Annotated in this window: 13 protein-coding genes; 4 read left to right on the top strand and 9 right to left on the bottom strand. The window is 68.4% G+C overall.

Features of this window, described 5'->3' with window-relative positions:
• Positions 1-45 precede the first annotated feature (45 nt).
• Entirely contained in the window at positions 46-2,691 is a 2,646-nt protein-coding gene (gene glgP, locus ACFW3F_RS03505; RefSeq protein WP_388054352.1) for an alpha-glucan family phosphorylase, read from the top strand.
• Between the two features lie 22 nt (positions 2,692-2,713).
• On the opposite strand, the gene ACFW3F_RS03500 is transcribed toward glgP, so the two are convergent.
• From ACFW3F_RS03500 to ACFW3F_RS03490, 3 genes are all read right to left on the bottom strand, one after another.
• Positions 2,714-5,293 carry an FHA domain-containing protein gene (locus ACFW3F_RS03500; RefSeq protein WP_388054558.1) on the bottom strand — a complete coding sequence of 860 codons (2,580 nt, stop codon included), beginning with the start codon at positions 5,291-5,293 and terminating at the stop codon, positions 2,714-2,716.
• 117 nt (positions 5,294-5,410) lie between these two features.
• A complete protein-coding gene (arc, locus tag ACFW3F_RS03495) occupies positions 5,411-7,195 on the bottom strand; it encodes a proteasome ATPase (RefSeq protein ID WP_388054350.1) in 1,785 nt (594 codons plus the stop codon).
• A 179-nt stretch (positions 7,196-7,374) separates the two neighbouring features.
• Entirely contained in the window at positions 7,375-8,205 is an 831-nt protein-coding gene (locus tag ACFW3F_RS03490; protein ID WP_388054348.1) for a tRNA (adenine-N1)-methyltransferase, read from the bottom strand.
• 207 nt (positions 8,206-8,412) lie between these two features.
• Here ACFW3F_RS03490 and ACFW3F_RS03485 point away from each other — a divergent pair, with 207 nt between their 5' ends.
• Positions 8,413-9,342, top strand: coding sequence for a RecB family exonuclease (locus ACFW3F_RS03485; RefSeq protein ID WP_388054556.1), 930 nt, complete (start codon positions 8,413-8,415; stop codon positions 9,340-9,342).
• A gap of 64 nt (positions 9,343-9,406) precedes the next feature.
• Positions 9,407-10,255 (top strand): thioesterase family protein, encoded by an 849-nt coding sequence (locus ACFW3F_RS03480; protein ID WP_388054346.1) that lies wholly within the window; start codon positions 9,407-9,409, stop codon positions 10,253-10,255.
• Between the two features lie 155 nt (positions 10,256-10,410).
• Here the strand turns inward: ACFW3F_RS03480 and hisG are convergent, their stop codons facing one another.
• From hisG to ACFW3F_RS03455, 5 genes are all read right to left on the bottom strand, one after another.
• Positions 10,411-11,256, bottom strand: coding sequence for an ATP phosphoribosyltransferase (gene hisG, locus ACFW3F_RS03475; RefSeq protein WP_388054344.1), 846 nt, complete (start codon positions 11,254-11,256; stop codon positions 10,411-10,413).
• 92 nt (positions 11,257-11,348) lie between these two features.
• Entirely contained in the window at positions 11,349-11,612 is a 264-nt protein-coding gene (locus tag ACFW3F_RS03470) for a phosphoribosyl-ATP diphosphatase (RefSeq protein WP_388054342.1), read from the bottom strand.
• Complete coding sequence (locus ACFW3F_RS03465) at positions 11,609-12,280, bottom strand: HAD family hydrolase (protein ID WP_388054554.1); 672 nt, start codon at positions 12,278-12,280, stop codon at positions 11,609-11,611. Before ACFW3F_RS03465 ends, ACFW3F_RS03470 begins: the two co-directional genes overlap by 4 nt.
• Before the next feature lie 107 nt (positions 12,281-12,387).
• Entirely contained in the window at positions 12,388-13,188 is an 801-nt protein-coding gene (locus ACFW3F_RS03460) for a helix-turn-helix domain-containing protein (protein WP_388054340.1), read from the bottom strand.
• Between the two features lie 64 nt (positions 13,189-13,252).
• Entirely contained in the window at positions 13,253-13,723 is a 471-nt protein-coding gene (locus tag ACFW3F_RS03455) for a CinA family protein (RefSeq protein WP_388054338.1), read from the bottom strand.
• Between the two features lie 118 nt (positions 13,724-13,841).
• Between ACFW3F_RS03455 and ACFW3F_RS03450 the strand changes: the two genes are divergently transcribed.
• Entirely contained in the window at positions 13,842-14,696 is an 855-nt protein-coding gene (locus ACFW3F_RS03450) for an alpha/beta fold hydrolase (RefSeq protein ID WP_388054336.1), read from the top strand.
• On the opposite strand, the gene ACFW3F_RS03445 is transcribed toward ACFW3F_RS03450, so the two are convergent.
• Positions 14,609-16,039: an MFS transporter gene (locus ACFW3F_RS03445; protein WP_388054334.1), complete on the bottom strand. Its 1,431-nt coding sequence runs from the start codon at positions 16,037-16,039 to the stop codon at positions 14,609-14,611. The two genes, ACFW3F_RS03450 and ACFW3F_RS03445, sit on opposite strands and share 88 nt — an antisense overlap.
• Between the last annotated feature and the right edge of the window lie 92 nt (positions 16,040-16,131).

The raw sequence follows: 16,131 nt of genomic DNA, 5'->3' as shown, positions 1-16,131 counted from the left end.
CGCCACCGGTCGCAACCAGCGCACGTGCTGAGTACGGTCGACGCCGTGAAAGCATTCCGCCGGTTCACCGTTCGAGTCCCGCTCCCCGGTCCGATCGCGGACCTTGCGCCGCTGGCGCACAACCTGCGCTGGGCCTGGCACATCCCCACCCAGGACCTGTTCGCCACGATCGACCCGAACCTGTGGACGTCGACCGGCGATCCGCTGCGGGTCCTCGCCGACGCCGACCCCGCGCGACTCGCCGAACTGGCCACCGACGAGGACTTCGTGGCGCGGGTGGCCGATGCGTACGCCGACCTCCGGCAGTATCTCGACGCACCGCAGTGGTTCCAGCGGTACGCGGCGGACTCGCCGGGGCAGGACGGTTCGGGGCAGGACGGTTCGGGGCACGACCGGGTGGTGCCGCCCGGAATCGCGTACTTCTCCATGGAGTTCGGCGTCTCCGAGGTCCTGCCAATCTATTCCGGTGGCCTGGGCATCCTCGCCGGCGATCACCTGAAGGCGGCCTCCGACCTCGGGTTGCCGCTTATCGGTGTCGGTTTGCTGTACCGCTCCGGATACTTCCGCCAGGGCCTCGACCACGACGGTTGGCAGATCGAACGGTATCCCGTGAACGATCCCGAGGAGCTCCCCCTCACGCTTCTCGACCGAGGTGCCGCCGACACGACGACAGGCGGCTCGACCCCCGGCGATGACGCCGACCCGGTGATCATCGAGGTCGCGATGCCCGGCGGTGCGACCCTGTCGGCGCAGGTGTGGATCGCGACCGTGGGACGAATCCCGTTGCTGCTCCTCGACTCCGACATCGCCCGCAACGACGATCAGCCCGACGGCGCCGCTCTGCGCGCGGTGACCGACCGGCTCTACGGCGGCGACCAGGAGCACCGGATCGCGCAGGAGATCCTGCTCGGCATCGGCGGCGTCCGCGCGCTGCGCGAATACGTGCGCATCACCGACCGCCCCGAGCCGACGGTGTTCCACATGAACGAGGGACATGCCGGATTTCTCGGCGTGGAACGCATCCGCGAACTCGTCGCGGGGGGCCTCGACTTCGACACCGCGGAGGCCGTCGTCCGCGCGTCGAACGTCTTCACGACCCACACCCCGGTTCCGGCCGGGATCGACCGCTTCCCCGCCGACCTCGTCGCCCGATATCTCGACGCCGACGACGACGGGATGTCCCGGCTGCTACCGGGGCTGGCCGCGGCGACCATCGCCGAGCTGGGCGACGAGGCGGACCCGGGTGTCTTCAACATGGCGCACATGGGCTTCCGGCTCGGTCAGCGCAGCAACGGCGTCTCCCAACTGCATGGCGCCGTGAGCCGCGAGATGTTCGCCGACCTGTGGCCGGGTTTCGACGCTGCCGAGGTCCCCATCGGTGCGGTCACCAACGGGGTGCACGGACCGACCTGGGTGGCCCCGGAGTGGCGCGACTTCGCCGGCGGGGACGAGGATTCGGCGCCCGAGGTGTACGCGGACCTGTCCGACGAGACCATCTGGCGAACGCACGAGGAGTTGCGTGCCGGACTCGTCGACGAGGTGCGGCGGCGCGCGTTCACGAGCGGCCTCGAGCGAGGCTTCACCGACGCCGAACTGAGCTGGACCGCCGATCTGTTCGACCCGCATGTGCTGACGATCGGGTTCGCCCGGCGAGCAGCCACCTACAAACGCCTGACGCTGATGCTCCGCGATCCCGAACGCATGCGTGCCATCCTCACCGACCCCGAACGTCCGGTACAGCTCGTCATCGCGGGCAAGGCACATCCCGCCGACGAGGGCGGCAAGTCGTTGATCCAGCAGGTTGTGCGATTCACCGAGGATCCGGAACTGCGCGACCGCATCGTGTTCCTCCCCGACTACGACATCTCGATGGCGCGTCACATCTACGCGGGGTGCGATGTGTGGCTGAACAATCCGGTGCGGCCGATGGAGGCCTGTGGAACGTCGGGGATGAAGTCGGCGCTCAACGGCGGACTCAACCTGTCGATCCTCGACGGCTGGTGGGACGAGATGGCCGACGGCGACAACGGCTGGGCCATCCCGTCGGCCGAGGGCATCACCGACGAACACCGTCGCGACGATCTCGAGGCGCAGGCGCTGTACACGCTCCTCGAGGAGACGGTGATCCCACTGTTCTACCGCCGGGACGACACCGGTGTGCCGCGCCGGTGGGTGGAGATGATGCGTCACACACTCACCCGGCTCGGCCCGCAGGTACTCGCCTCCCGCATGGTCCGCGACTACACCACCGAGCTCTACTGCCCCGCTGCGCGGTCATTCGAATCCGTGTGCGCCGACTCCTACGCGGGTGCGCGAGACCTCGCGGCCTACCGCCGGACGCTGGAGACCGGGTGGTCGGCGGTGCTCGTCGCCGGGATAGAGGACGAGAGGCGCGCCGACGGCCTGCATGTGACGGCTCACGTCGCTCTCGGAGATCTGGAGCCCGGGTCGGTCGCCGTCCAGGTCGTGCTCGGCCGGGTGGGCGACGACGGCGACATCCTGAATCCGATGGTCACCGACATGACGCCCGAACCCGACCGCGACGCGTCCGGCCGGGTGGTGTTCAGCTCGCTGGTGCCACCGTCGGCTTCCGGTCATCTCGGTTACACCGTCCGGGTGCTACCGCGCCATCCGCAGCTGTCGTCGGAGTCCGAACTCGGCTTCGTGCGCTTCCCGACGACGGCCGGGTGAGCGCACGCCGCCTGGCCGCGCGTCAGCGCTTCTTCAACCGCAGACGGGAGTAAGTGAAGGCGAGCAACAACGCGCTGATCACCGCGAGCACTCCGTACGCCAGCGCGCTGTGGGCGATCGACGTCTCCCACAGCGTGATGCGCTGTGGGGCGGCGACGTTGATGCTGTAGAGATCGACGCTCCCGGCTGCGGCCACATAACCCCAGAAGGACGGGAAGATCCACGACAGCTGTTCGAGTCCGACGCCGTCGAGTTTGAACAGGCCGCCGCAGAACACCAACTGGACCATCACGACGATGACCAGTGGCGGCATGACCTGCTCGTTGGACTTGACCGCCGACGAGATGGCCAGTCCGACGAGCGTGCTCACACAGGCGAGAACGGCGACCGCGACGAGCAACGCGAGCGGCGGCGGAAGTACCGGTCCGCCGAAGTCGGGCAGTCCGCGGCCGGCGAAGGTGATGCCGACCATGATGATCGTCTGCAGGACGGCGGCGACGAAGAACACGACGATCTTCGCGAACAGGTATGCGCCGGGACGCAATCCCACCGCGCGTTCGCGTTCGAAGATGTCGCGCTCGCCGACCAGGTCACGCACGGTCAGAGCCGCTCCCATGAAGGCGGCGCCGACGACCAGCACGACCAGGATCTGGATCGCCTCGGCGCCGTCCTTGGGCGGCGGCGCGTTGGGGATCACCTCGAGTCGGGCGAATCCGCTCGAGCCCGGGATCACCAGGGTGAGCAGGCCGAGCACGACGGGCAGCAACACGAGGAAGACCAGATAGCCGACATCGGCGAAGATCAGCCGGACCTGCCGTCGGGCAATGGTCGACGACTGGCGGGGGAAGCTCGTGTGGGGCACCGGTATCGGTGGTCCGGGCGGTCGCTGTGGCGGCGGTGGATTGGGTGCCCGGCGGTGCCGGTCCAGATACCGCATGTGCGCGGTGTCCGGCTGATCGGCGACGTAGGCGAAGATCTCGGCCCAGTCTGAGGTACCCATCTCGCCCTCGACCTGCCCGGGCGGACCACAGAACGACGTCTTGCCGCCGGGTGCGAGCAGCAGCACCTGATCGCACATGGACAGGTAGGTGAGCGAGTGCGTGACCACGAGCACCACGCGTCCGGCGTCGGCGAGGCGTCGGAGTGTGGCCATCACCTGACGGTCGAGCGCGGGGTCGAGGCCCGAGGTCGGCTCGTCGAGGATGAGCAGCGACGGGCCCGTCAGCAATTCCATCGCCACCGACGCGCGCTTCTGCTGTCCGCCGGACAGCTTCTCCACCCGGGTGTCGACGTGCTCGGTCAGCTGCAGCTCGCTGAGCACCCCGTCGATGACCCGGTCCCGGTCGGCCTTCGAGAGGTCGGGCGGCAGCCGCAGTTCGGCCGCGTACCGCAATGCCTGCCGCAGCGTGAGCTTGTGGTGCAGGACGTCCTTCTGCGGCACCATTCCGATGCGGGTGCGCAGCGCGTCGTATTCGGCGTGGACGTTGCGGCTCTCGAAGGTGACCAGACCGCTGGTCGGCGAATTGAGTCCGGCCGCGATCTTCGACACCGTCGACTTGCCCGCACCGGAGGGACCGATCACCGCCGTCAAGGTGCCGGGACTGGCGCTGAAGTCGACGTCGGCCAGCAGACGCTTCCCGCCGTCGACGATGAGGCTGACCCCGTGGACGTGGAGGCCGTCGGCGACCGCGGCGCTCTCCTGGCCGCGCATCAGGGTGCCGCGGGACACCACGAAGTCGCTGTTGCCGATCGTGACGACATCGCCGTCGGTCAGGGGCGAACTCGACACCCGCCGCCCGTTGACGAAGGTGCCGTTCACACTGCCCAGATCCTCGATCACGAGGGCGGGGCCACGGCTCGACACCTGCGCGTGATGCCGCGACGCGAGCACATCGCTGACGACGATGTCGTTGTCGGGAGTGCGTCCGATCCGCTGGACCCCGCGCAGCGAGATCGATTCGCGCTCCGGCGGCGTCGGCGCACCGGGCAGCCGGTAGACCGCGGACACGTTCTGCTGCAGCGCTTGCAGATGCGGCGCGTTCAGCACTTCCTGCGGCATCGGATCCACGCCGCCGAATTGTCGCCCGCTCGCTCCGCTCCCCGCGCGGTCGCCGGGCCGGCCGTATCCGCTCGGCGCTCGCGCCGGCATCTGACCGGAGGCCGGGACTCCCACGTCGGGAAAACCGGCCGAGCGCGGACCCGACGGCGGGTGGCCCGGGTACATCGGACGCGAGACCGGCGGAACCGGCCGGGACGGCATGCCACGACCGGGCCCGCCCGACGGTGCCCGGCCACCGGGTACGGGCGTGTCGACCACGAGATCGACGACAGGTCCGGTGCTCACGTCACCGAGGCGCACCTGCATCGAGCCGGGAACCATGAACTCGGCCATCCGCTGACCGTTGACGAAGAAGCCGTTCGTGCTGCCGATGTCGACCAGGCACCAGGCCGCCCCGCGCCATTCGATGGCGAGATGCCGACGCGACACCATCGGATGGTTGATCACGATGTCGTTGTCGGGCTCACGCCCCAGGGTGATGCGCTGGGAATCGCCCAGTGGATGCGGCGCCCCACCGTCGACGATCACTCGCCCACGCGCCATCGATGTGCTGTTCATCGCCGACAACTCTAGTGCCTGAAGGCGCTGTTCACGCGGTTCTGTCGAGCAGACAGCCGACCCCTTCGGAGTCGGCTGTCTGCTCGGAGAACATTGTTCTCGCTACAGGTACTGGCCCGTGTTCGTCTCGGTGTCGATCGCGCGACTCGCACCCGCACTCTTACCCGTCACCAGGGTGCGGATGTAGACGATCCGCTCACCCTTCTTGCCCGAGATCCGGGCCCAGTCGTCGGGGTTCGTCGTGTTGGGCAGGTCCTCGTTCTCCGCGAACTCGTCGAGGATCGAATCGAAGAGATGCTGCACGCGCAGGCCCGGCGCGCCGGTGTCGAGCTGCGACTTGATCGCGTACTTCTTGGCGCGGTCGACGACGTTCTGGATCATCGCGCCGGAGTTGAAGTCCTTGAAGTACATGATCTCTTTGTCGCCGTTGGCGTAGGTGACCTCGAGGAACCGGTTGTCCTCGCTCTCGGCGTACATCCGCTCGACGACCTTCTCGATCATCGCGTTGACGCACGCCGTGCGATCGCCGCCGAACTCGCCGATGTCGTCGGCGTGGATGGGCAGTTCCTCGGTGAGGTACTTGGAGAAGATGTCGATCGCCGACTCCGCGTCGGGACGTTCGATCTTGATCTTCACGTCGAGACGACCCGGACGCAGGATCGCGGGGTCGATCATGTCCTCGCGGTTCGACGCACCGATCACTATGACGTTCTCGAGTCCCTCCACGCCGTCGATCTCGCTGAGCAACTGCGGGACCACAGTGGTCTCGACATCGGATGAGACGCCCGAACCGCGGGTACGGAAGATCGAATCCATCTCGTCGAAGAAGACGATGACCGGCGTTCCCTCGGAAGCCTTCTCCCGCGCCCGCTGGAAGATCAGCCGGATGTGACGCTCGGTCTCACCGACGAACTTGTTCAGCAGCTCCGGGCCCTTGATGTTGAGGAAGTACGACTTCGCTTCCTTGGCGTCGTCGCCGCGCACCTGCGCGATCTTCTTCGCCAGGGAGTTGGCCACGGCCTTGGCGATGAGCGTCTTGCCACAACCGGGCGGACCGTAGAGCAGGACGCCCTTCGGGGGACGCAGCTGGTAGTCGCGGAACAAGTCCTTGTGCAGGAACGGGAGTTCGACGGCGTCGCGGATCTGCTCGATCTGGCGACCCAGGCCGCCGATGTCCTCGTATCCGACGTCGGGGACTTCTTCGAGGACGAGATCTTCGACCTCGGCCTTGGGCACCCGTTCGAAGGCGAAGCCGGCCTTGGTGTCGATGAGCAGCGAGTCGCCGGGGCGCAACTTGCGGCGCTTGCCGTCCTCACCGTCGACGTCCCCGAGGAGCGGTTCGGCCAGCCAGACCACGCGCTCCTCGTCGGCATGACCGACGACGAGGGCGCGCCTGCCGTCGCCGAGCACCTCGCGCAGCGTGCTGATCTCGCCGACGGTGTCGAACTCGCAGGCCTCGACGATGGTCAGCGCCTCGTTCAGGCGCAGGGTCTGCCCCTTGGTCAGCGTGTCGGTGTCGATGTTGGGCGAACAGGTGAGCCGCATCTTGCGGCCGGAGGTGAACACGTCGACCGTGGCGTCGGGATGCACGTCCAGCAGGACGCCGTAGCCGCTCGGCGGCTGACCGAGTCGGTCGACCTCCTCACGCAGGGCGACGAGTTGCTGTCGGGCTTCCTTGAGGGTGTCGAGCAGCTTCGCGTTGCGCGCGGTGAGGCTGTCCACACGCTCCTGGAGGTCCCCGGCCCGGCCGGCTGCGCCGCTCCGCGACTCTGTGCCGCTCCGCGGCGGGGGCGGAGTGTATGCGGGGACGAAGCCCTCGTCGGATGCACTGGCGCTCTCGGGAACCGCGCGGTCCCCCAGTGCGTCGTGGCGGTCAGGTTCGGTCATTGCTGACTCCTCTCGCCGGCAATCACCCGATCCCTCGATCGGAATGCTCGCGCCGTATCCCTACGCTACCGGCCGCGACGCGGAATCGCCGTCTGCCGCGCAATCGCCGGTGTTGACGGTGTGTTAAATGTGCGTCTTCGCAACGTATTCGCGATGTTTCACCGCGACGCGAGCCGGGATCAGCCCTTGCTCGGGCGGCGCTGCGGCCGGAGCGTGGTCGTTCCGTCGGCCAGGCGCCGGGCCGTGATCAGAAAGGCCGTGTGGCCTTGCATTTTGTGCTCGGGTCGCACCGCGAGTCCCACGGCACTCCACTCGCGCAGAAGCGTCTCCCACGCCCGGGGCTCGGTCCAGCACCCCTGCTCACGCAGGGCCTCGATCACCCGCGACAGCTGGGTGACGGTGGCCACGTACACGGTCAACACTCCGCCTGGTTTCAATATCGTGCGCACCACCTCGACGAGGTCCCACGGCGCCAGCATGTCCAGGACGATGCGGTCGAAACGCTCTTCGGGGTCGACATTGGCGAGATCGTCGACGGTGATGTGCCAGTTGTCCGGGCGGCCGCCGAAGAATGTCTCCACGTTGCGGATGGCGTGTTCGGCATGATCGTCGCGGATCTCGTACGAGACGACCTGCCCGTCGGCGCCGACCGCCCGGAGCAGTGAGCAGGTGAGCGCGCCCGACCCGGCACCGGCCTCCAGGACTCGAGCACCGGGGAAGATGTCGCCCTCCAGGACGATCTGGGCGGCGTCCTTGGGATAGATGACCTGGGCACCGCGGGGCATCGACAACACGTAGTCGACGAGCAGTGGGCGCAGCGCGAGGTACTGGGTGCCGCTCGTCGCCGAGACGATGCTCCCCTCGGGCGCACCGATCAGGTCGTTGTGAGCGATCCCGCCACGGTGGGTGTGGAACTGCTTGCCCTCCTCGAGCAGCACCGTGAACTTGCGCCCCTTCGCATCGGTCAGCTGAACCCGGTCGCCGACGACGAACGGTCCGGTGGTGGGCACTGGTGCTTCCTCTCGTGAAAAGTCCGAACGCCCCGGCGACACAGCTCGGGGCGTTCATGGGCCGTGTGGACGTTACCCGACGACGGTGGCCGCCCTGCCTCGTGTCTGCTTCTGCCCAGCACGTGGTCGTCGACTCGAGTGCCGACAACCCGAGTGTCCGGGCGAGTCCTGTCGGGACCGGGGCCTACCCTGCGAAGGGTGAGCACGATGACCGGAATCGGGGACCCCTCCACGAGCACGACCCCACCATCGGTGCCGGACACCCCCGGCTCGGATTCGGTTGGCCCGGAGTTCCATGGCCCGGATGTCCATGTCACCGACGGCCGCGGGATCGTCGGGCGTCCGCTCGCCCTGTCCCCGTCTCGCGCCGCGGACTTCAAGCAGTGCCCGCTGCTCTATCGATACCGCGCGATCGACCGCTTCCCGGAGACACCCACCGCCGCCCAGACCAGGGGCACCGTGGTTCACGCGGCGCTGGAGAACCTGTTCGACCTGCCCGCCGAACTCCGTACCCAGGATTCGGCCGAGCTGCTGGTCGAGGGCGCCTGGGCAGCATTGTGCGAGGGCGATCCGGAGCTCGCGAAGGTCATCGGCGACGGTGGTCAGGAGGCGTTCCTCGCCGGCGCGTACAAGCTCATCGCCACCTACTACACGATGGAGAACCCCACCGCCTTCGATGCCGACGCGGTGGAGGAACACGTCGAGATCGACGCCGACGACATGCTGATGCGGGGGTTCATCGACCGCATCGACGTCGCTCCGACCGGTGAGATCCGGGTCGTCGACTACAAGACCGGGCGGTCCCCGGGCGAGGCCTACGAGGCCAAGGCGCTGTTCCAGATGAAGTTCTATGCACTCGCGATCCTGCGCACCCGCGGGGTGGTACCCGCTCGGTTGCAGCTGATGTACCTCTCCGACGGACAGCAGCTGATCTATCGCCCGGACCACGACGAACTACTCCGTTTCGAGCGCACCCTGCGTGCGATCTGGCAGGCGATCCGCGCAGCCGTGGCCTCGGGTGACTTCCGGCCGAAGAGATCGTGGCTGTGCAAATTCTGCGAACACCACGCCCGCTGCCCGGAGTTCGGGGGCGAGATCCCGCCCTACCCCGGTCCCCCGGCAGGCTTCGTCGCCTGAGCCGGCCCGCACCCCGGACGCCCCCGCAGACACCGACTATGTCGGCAGTCATAGAGTGACTCGGGTGGAAAGCTCGTACTACGAACCCATCGACGCCCCGCCGGAGCACGCGAGATCGGACTCCGACGACTTCGAGTACTTCCGTCCGACCGACGCGACCCTGAGCGTCTGGTCGCCGACCATGCAGCACGGCGGCCCGCCGTCGGCCCTCATGATGCGATCGTTGCTGCGCTGTGAACCGGATCCGGCCCAGCACTTCACGCGCGTGACCACCGAGATCCTCGGCCCGGTCGGGCTGGGCGTCAACCGGATTGCCGCCCGGGTGATCCGGCCCGGCCGCCAGATCAGCCTGGTCGAGACCGAGCTGCAGGTGCAGCAGGCCGACGGGACCTTTCGCGCCGCCGCACGCTCGGTCGGGTGGCGACTACGCGTCGCCGACACCGCCGAGATCGCGAACGGCCCCGCTCCCCTGGAACCCGGACCCGACGAGACGAAGGCTGCCATCGGCTTCACTGACGACAACGGTGAGGCGGTCGACTGGGGCACGCTGGGGTTCATCGGCACCATCGAGTCGATCAGGGTCGAGGGACGCAACGGCGCCACGCCCGCGGTATGGCTGCGTCCGGCGATCCCGCTCGTCGCCGACGAGGTGACCCAGGATCTGGAGTCGATGTTCACCGTCATCGACGTCGCCAACGGACTGGGTACCAGGCTCCGCCCGAACCGCTGGACCTGGATGAACACCGACACCACCGTGCATCTGACGCGTGTCCCGAGCGGACCGTGGGTGGGCATCGACGCCCACATGATCGCCGGTCCGGACGGGTTCGGCAGCACGTTCGCCGACCTCTACGACGCCTCCGGGCACATCGGCCGGTCGGCCCAGACGGTGATGCTCAGCGCCGCGAGGTAGTCGCGGCGCTGCCCCCTTGAGGTGGCCGGAGCCTGCGCTACGTGTCTCACCAGGCCCTTCGAGGCTCGTCGCTTGCGCTCCTCGCACCTCAGGGAGCAGAAGGATGGCACCTCACGGAGCAGAAGGATGGTCACTAGCTCAGGGAGCGGAGTGGCCTAGAACCGGCAGGAGCGGATGTCGGTCGCCAAGATCGCCTTCGCGCCGAGCTCGGACAGCTCGTCCATGAGGTTCTGGTGGTCCTTGCGGGGCACCATGGCGCGGACGGCGACCCAGTCCGGGTCGGCCATGGGTGCAACGGTCGGCGACTCGAGACCCGGCGTGAGCACCGACGCCCGGTCGAGAAGCGAACGGGGGCAGTCGTAGTCGATCATCACGTACTGCTGCCCGAACACCACACCCTGGACCCGGGCGACGAACTGGCGCTCGGCCTTGGTGAGGTCGGCGTCGCGACGGGAGATGAGGACCGCCTCGGAATCGCACAGCGATTCGCCGAAGGCCACCAGGTCGTGCTGACGCAGCGTGCGGCCGGACCCGACCACGTCGGCGATCGCGTCGGCGACCCCGAGCTGGATCGAGATCTCGACCGCACCGTCGAGCCGGATGATGTCGGCGGTGATGCCGTGCCCGGCCAGATCCTCACGCACGAGGTTCGGGTAGGACGTGGCGATGCGCTTGCCCGCGAGATCGGCCACGCTCCACTGCTGGTCGGCGGGCGCCGCGTATCGGAAGGTCGAGGAGCCGAAGCCCATCGCGAGCTGCTCGCCGACCTCGGCACCGGAGTCCCGGGCGAGGTCGCGGCCGGTGATGCCCAGGTCGAGGCGGCCCGAGGCGACGTAGATCGCGATGTCCTTGGGGCGCAGGAAGAAGAATTCGACGTCGTTGTTGTTGTCGAGGACCGTGAGGTCCTTGGAGTCGGTCCGGCGTCGGTAGCCGGCCTCGGAGAGGATGGCCGACGCGGATTCGGAGAGCGCACCCTTGTTGGGTACGGCCACTCGCAGCATCTCGATGTCCTTTTCGTGGGGTTGCGCCCGCGGGCGCGGTGATGGAGCTGAACTGTGTCGTGCGGGAGGTGGGTCCGGACCGGGTCAGCCGGTCACAGATGTCGGTACACGTCCTGCAGCGTCAGTCCCCGCTTGATCATCATCACCTGCAGCCAATAGACGAGCTGCGAGATCTCTTCGCCGAGCGACTCGTCGGACTCGTGCTCGGCGGCGAGCCAGACCTCACCCGCCTCTTCGATGATCTTCTTGCCCAGGGTGTGCACACCGGAGTCGAGGGCGGCGACGGTACCCGAACCCTCGGGCCGGCTCTGCGCCTTGTCGCTGAGTTCGACGAACAGCTCCTCGAAAGTCTTCACGATTCCTCATTTTTGCATGTCGCGATGCGCGCGAGACCGCCGGTCCATGCGTCGGCGACATCGTCGAGATCCAATCCGACCAGTGAGGTCCGGAACACCCGCAACCGGCCGGGTTCGACCGGCGCCGCGGACTCGACGACGAGCGTCGGACATCCCGCGGCCGACGCCGCCTGAGCACCGGTCGGCGAGTCCTCGACGGCCAGGCAGTCGGCCGTCGGAACCCCGAGGAGTTGCGCGGCGCGCAGGTAGGGGTCGGGCGCGGGTTTGCCCACCGCGACCTCGTCCCCGCAGACGGTGGCGGTGAAGCGTCCCCGCCCGATCGTCCCCAGCGCCACCTCGGTGAGCTCGCGGACCGTGTTGGTGACCAGGACCATCGGGATGCCCGCCCCGGCCACCAGGTCCAGCGCTTCCGGTGCGCCGGGACGCCATGGCAGATCCTCGGCGAACAGTTCGGCGACCCGGTCGAGGGTCCAGCGGCCGTCGGCGTCGGGGTTGCGCTCCGTGGCGGATAGACCGGCGGCGTCGTGGACCTTCGCGAGCGCATCGGGCAGCGAGTTGCCGAGGGTGGATTCGCGGAGTTGCGGCGACATGACGATGCCGTGCCGCTCGGCCAGGTCCGCCATCGCGACGTCCCAGATCGGTTCGGAGTCGAGCAGCGTGCCGTCCATGTCCCACAGCACGGCGGCGGGCAGCCGTGCACCCGACGGCGAGGTGGCAAACGTACTCGGCGACGAGGACGAGCTCAGGGCGGACGGGCTCGGGCGGGCGGTGTCTGTCACCCCTGCATCATCGCAACCCACTGCTCGGTGAGCTCGTCGGCGGGGTAGAACAGCTCGATCGTCAGTTCGTCGAGGGTGACGTCGCGCGGTGACCCGAAGGTGGTGAGCGTGCTGAAGAACGACAGCACCTGATCGCCGAGCTCGAGCTGGAACGGCACCAGCAACTCCGCCCGATCCCCGGGGGCGCCACGCCCGCGCGCGAGGCGCCCGTCCAGTGCCGCGACGGAGGGATACGACGACACCTCCCGCTCGAGGTCGGCGAGACGTCGGTCCCCGGTGATCCGGGTCATCCGGCGGAGCAGGTCGAGCAGGTAGGTCGCCCATTCGTCGAAGTTGTGCGTCATCCGCGCGAACCCCTCTGGATGCAGGGACACCCGGAACAGATTGACCGGAGCCGCCTGCAGCTCCCGCGGGAGCAGTTCGAGGAGCGCGACCGCGGTGTCGTTGGCCAGGACGACGTTCCACGTTCCGTCGAGCGCCATCCCCATGTTCGGGTTGTGGGCGTCGAGCAACCGCTGGACCGACGACCGGACGCGCGCCATGGCGTCGGCGTCGAGCGGCTCTTCGGTGTAGCGAGGCGCGTGCCCCGCCGCGAGGAGCAGCGAGTTGCGTTCTCGCAGAGGCACATCGAGGCGCTCGGAGAGTGCTTCGAGGAGTGCCGGACTCGGCCGCGACCGGCCGGTTTCGACGAAGCTGAGGTGGCGCGGTGAGACACCGACCTCGTAGGCGAGGTCCAGCTGGCTCAGCGAGCGACGAGACCGCCACTGCCGCAGCATGCTTCCCACCTCGACGGTCATGGGGTCATCGTAGGTCCCGACCGGCGCCGGGACGACTACCTCCGGGGTAACGGTCGGCCGGCGGTCAGGACCGCAGGCAGGACTCCATCAACTCCAGCGAGTGTCCGATGGTCCGGGCCAGGACCTCCTCGGGTTCGCCGTCGAACACCTCACGGGAGGCGCTGACCCGGCCGCGGTGATCCAACCCGAACCACACCGTTCCCGGTGCCGCCTCGTCCGGTTCGGGTCCGGCCTCGCCGGTCACCGCGACGACGAGGTCGGCGTCGAAGAGTCGGGCGGTCGTCGCGACCATCGCCCGCGCCGCCGTCTCGCTCACCACCGGTCCCTCGGGGACTTCGAGAAGACTGAACTTGACGTCCTTGTGGTAGGCGACGACGCCGCCGCGGAACCAGGTACCCGCGTTCGGCGCCTTGCTCAGTTCCGTCGCCAGGTTTCCACCGGTCAGCGATTCCGCGACCGCAATCCGTACTCCGGCCTCCATCGCGGCGTCCGCCACGCGCCGGCAGGTCTCCGAGAAATCACTCACGTCCGACATCTGTTGCTCCCTTCGCGTTCGCATCGACCATCGCTGTTCCTTAACCATTCAGGCGCTGCCTGAAACGACTACCTGGTGGGTAGTGGTGCCGGCGGCATCGGGCTGAGAGGTTGGGGACATGATCCGCATCGAGAACGACCCGGTTCGCGCACTGCACACGACGGTGCTGGTCTCGCCGGCGATGGGAGTGCCGGCGCGTGTGTACCGGCGCCTCACGGAGGTGCTGACGACCCGCGGCTTCGACGTCAGGGTCGTTCCGCGTCGAGGATTCGACGAGGGTGGCGTGGCGCCGTCGCGACGCACGGACTGGTCCTACGCAGACGAGGCGGCCGATCTGGCCGACGGCGTCGCCGCGGCCAGGGCCGCCACACCGGGGACCGGGGTCCTGGTCATCGGTCACAGTCTGGGCGCGCAACTGGCCGCGATGGTGGCGACGCGGGGTGAGCACGCCCCCGACGGGATCGTCGCCATCGGCGCGTCGATTCCGCACTTCCGTCACTATGGCGTGCGCGGTGTCCCGTTGGCCGTACTGGCCGCGGCGGTCTTCCCGGTCTCGGCGGTTGCCGGGCGCTGGCCCCGACGCGGCTTCGGCGGCCCGACACCGCGCACGCTGATGCGGGAGTGGGCACGGATGGTTCTGACCGGGCGGGCACCGTTCCCCCTCGACGGCCGGATCTCGGTGCCGACGTTGTCGATCCGGTTGCACGACGACGAGATCGTGTCCGGCCGCGCCGCGAACGCGTACGACGCCGCGTTCGATGGGGAGACGATGTCGCGATGGTGTCACCGGGCCGCCGACGGTCCTACCGGGGGCGTTGCCACGCATATCGGGTGGACACGAACCCCGGACGGGATCGCCGAGTGCGTCGCCGGATGGTGGGGATCTCAGTCCGTCCAGGTGCCAGACGGGGACTCGAAACCATCGTGCGTGCGCGCTGCGGTTCGTTCTGCCCACGCGCCGGTCGCCGAGTAGGCGAGAACCGCGACGGTCACCCCGCAGAACGTCACCACCACCCAGAACGGACGCGCGGTGGCGGCCAGATCGTCGGCCACGGCTCCAGCCATTCCGGAGAACGCGATGGCCCCCGACACCGCCACCCCCAGCGCGGTACCGACCTGACGACCGGTGGAGGCCATCGCGGCGGCGAGCCCGGCCTGGGTGCGCGGGATGCCCGAGACCGCGGAATTGGTGATGGGCGCATTGACCAGTCCGAAACCGATACCGAACACCAGATAGGCCGCGCCGAGGTAGGCGAGAGCGGTGCCGGGGCCGACGGCGAGCAACAGCAGCCCACCGGCCGCCAGCCCGAGTCCACCCGCGAGCAGCGGCATCCTCGTCCCGCGCGTGGCCACGAGGCGACCCGAGATCGGTGCGCAACATGCGGAGGCGGCCGCCATCGGCAACAACATCAGACCTGCCCCGAGCGGAGTCAACCCGCGTACTTCCTGAAGGTAGAGGGTGTTGAGAAAGAGGAAGCCGCCGGTGGCCGCGAATGCGATCACCGCGCAGACAACCGCGACGGTGAACGGCGCACTGGCGAAGAATCGCGGATCCACCAGCGGCTCGTCGCGTCGGGACTCGTACCAGACGACGATCAGCGACGACGACGCGGCGATCGCGAAACAACCGACGATGACGGGCGATGCCCAGCCCAGGACGTGCCCTTCGATGATCCCGAACGTCAGGGTGGCCAGCAGCAAGAAGATCAGCAATTGACCCACCACGTCGGTCCGTCGACCGTGCGGCGCCCTCGATTCGGGGACGTAGCGCACGCTCAGGACGACGGCGAGAATGCAGATCGGGACGTTGAGCACGAAGATCGACTGCCACCCCAGGCCGGACACCAACGCACCGCCGACGACCGGGCCGAACGCCAGGCTCGCCCCGAAGGCGCTCCCCCACAACCCGATCGCGCGGGCCCGCGCCTGCGGATCGGTGAACACGGTGGTGACGATCGACAAGGCCACCGGGTTCAGCATCGATCCGCCGACCGCCTGGACGGCCCGAGCCCCGATGAGCACCTCCGGCGTCGGCGACAACGCGCAGAGCACGGATCCGGTTCCGAAGACCACGACGCCGACGTGGAAGATGCGTCTGCGTCCCAGTCGGTCGCCGGTGGTGCCGCCGAGAATCAGCAGGCTCGCGACGACCAGCGTGTAGGAGTCGACCACCCACTGCAGCTGCGACGGGGCGGCGCCGAGATCGGCGCCGATCGACGGCAACGCCACGTTCACCGCGGAGATGTCGAGACCGACGAGAAACATGCTCAGACAGCAGACGACCAGGATGACGCGTCGCCGCCCGGTCGTGGACATGGGGTCAATCTAGAACGATCCCCACGGCGCAGGCGGCACCTCGTCGAGGATCATCCGTACTCGCCGGGAACGACACCCGCGACCCGTACGGA

The organism is Gordonia sp. NPDC058843, assembly GCF_042743165.1.
Lineage (GTDB): Bacteria > Actinomycetota > Actinomycetes > Mycobacteriales > Mycobacteriaceae > Gordonia.
The sequence above is the reverse complement of the archived record's forward strand: the minus strand, read 5'-3'. Positions and strand labels throughout refer to the sequence as shown.

What these genes read in the sequence shown, in the direction of transcription:
- ACFW3F_RS03450 (WP_388054336.1), top strand. Translation starts at nt 13,842, where the DNA reads ATGATCCGCATCGAGAACGACCCGGTTCGCGCACTGCACACGACGGTG.
- ACFW3F_RS03485 (WP_388054556.1), top strand. Translation starts at nt 8,413, where the DNA reads ATGACCGGAATCGGGGACCCCTCCACGAGCACGACCCCACCATCGGTG.
- arc (WP_388054350.1), bottom strand. Translation starts at nt 7,195, where the DNA reads ATGACCGAACCTGACCGCCACGACGCACTGGGGGACCGCGCGGTTCCC.
- ACFW3F_RS03445 (WP_388054334.1), bottom strand. Translation starts at nt 16,039, where the DNA reads ATGTCCACGACCGGGCGGCGACGCGTCATCCTGGTCGTCTGCTGTCTG.
- ACFW3F_RS03460 (WP_388054340.1), bottom strand. Translation starts at nt 13,188, where the DNA reads ATGACCGTCGAGGTGGGAAGCATGCTGCGGCAGTGGCGGTCTCGTCGC.
- ACFW3F_RS03500 (WP_388054558.1), bottom strand. Translation starts at nt 5,293, where the DNA reads ATGGCGCGTGGGCGAGTGATCGTCGACGGTGGGGCGCCGCATCCACTG.
- ACFW3F_RS03455 (WP_388054338.1), bottom strand. Translation starts at nt 13,723, where the DNA reads ATGTCGGACGTGAGTGATTTCTCGGAGACCTGCCGGCGCGTGGCGGAC.
- hisG (WP_388054344.1), bottom strand. Translation starts at nt 11,256, where the DNA reads ATGCTGCGAGTGGCCGTACCCAACAAGGGTGCGCTCTCCGAATCCGCG.
- ACFW3F_RS03465 (WP_388054554.1), bottom strand. Translation starts at nt 12,280, where the DNA reads ATGGACGGCACGCTGCTCGACTCCGAACCGATCTGGGACGTCGCGATG.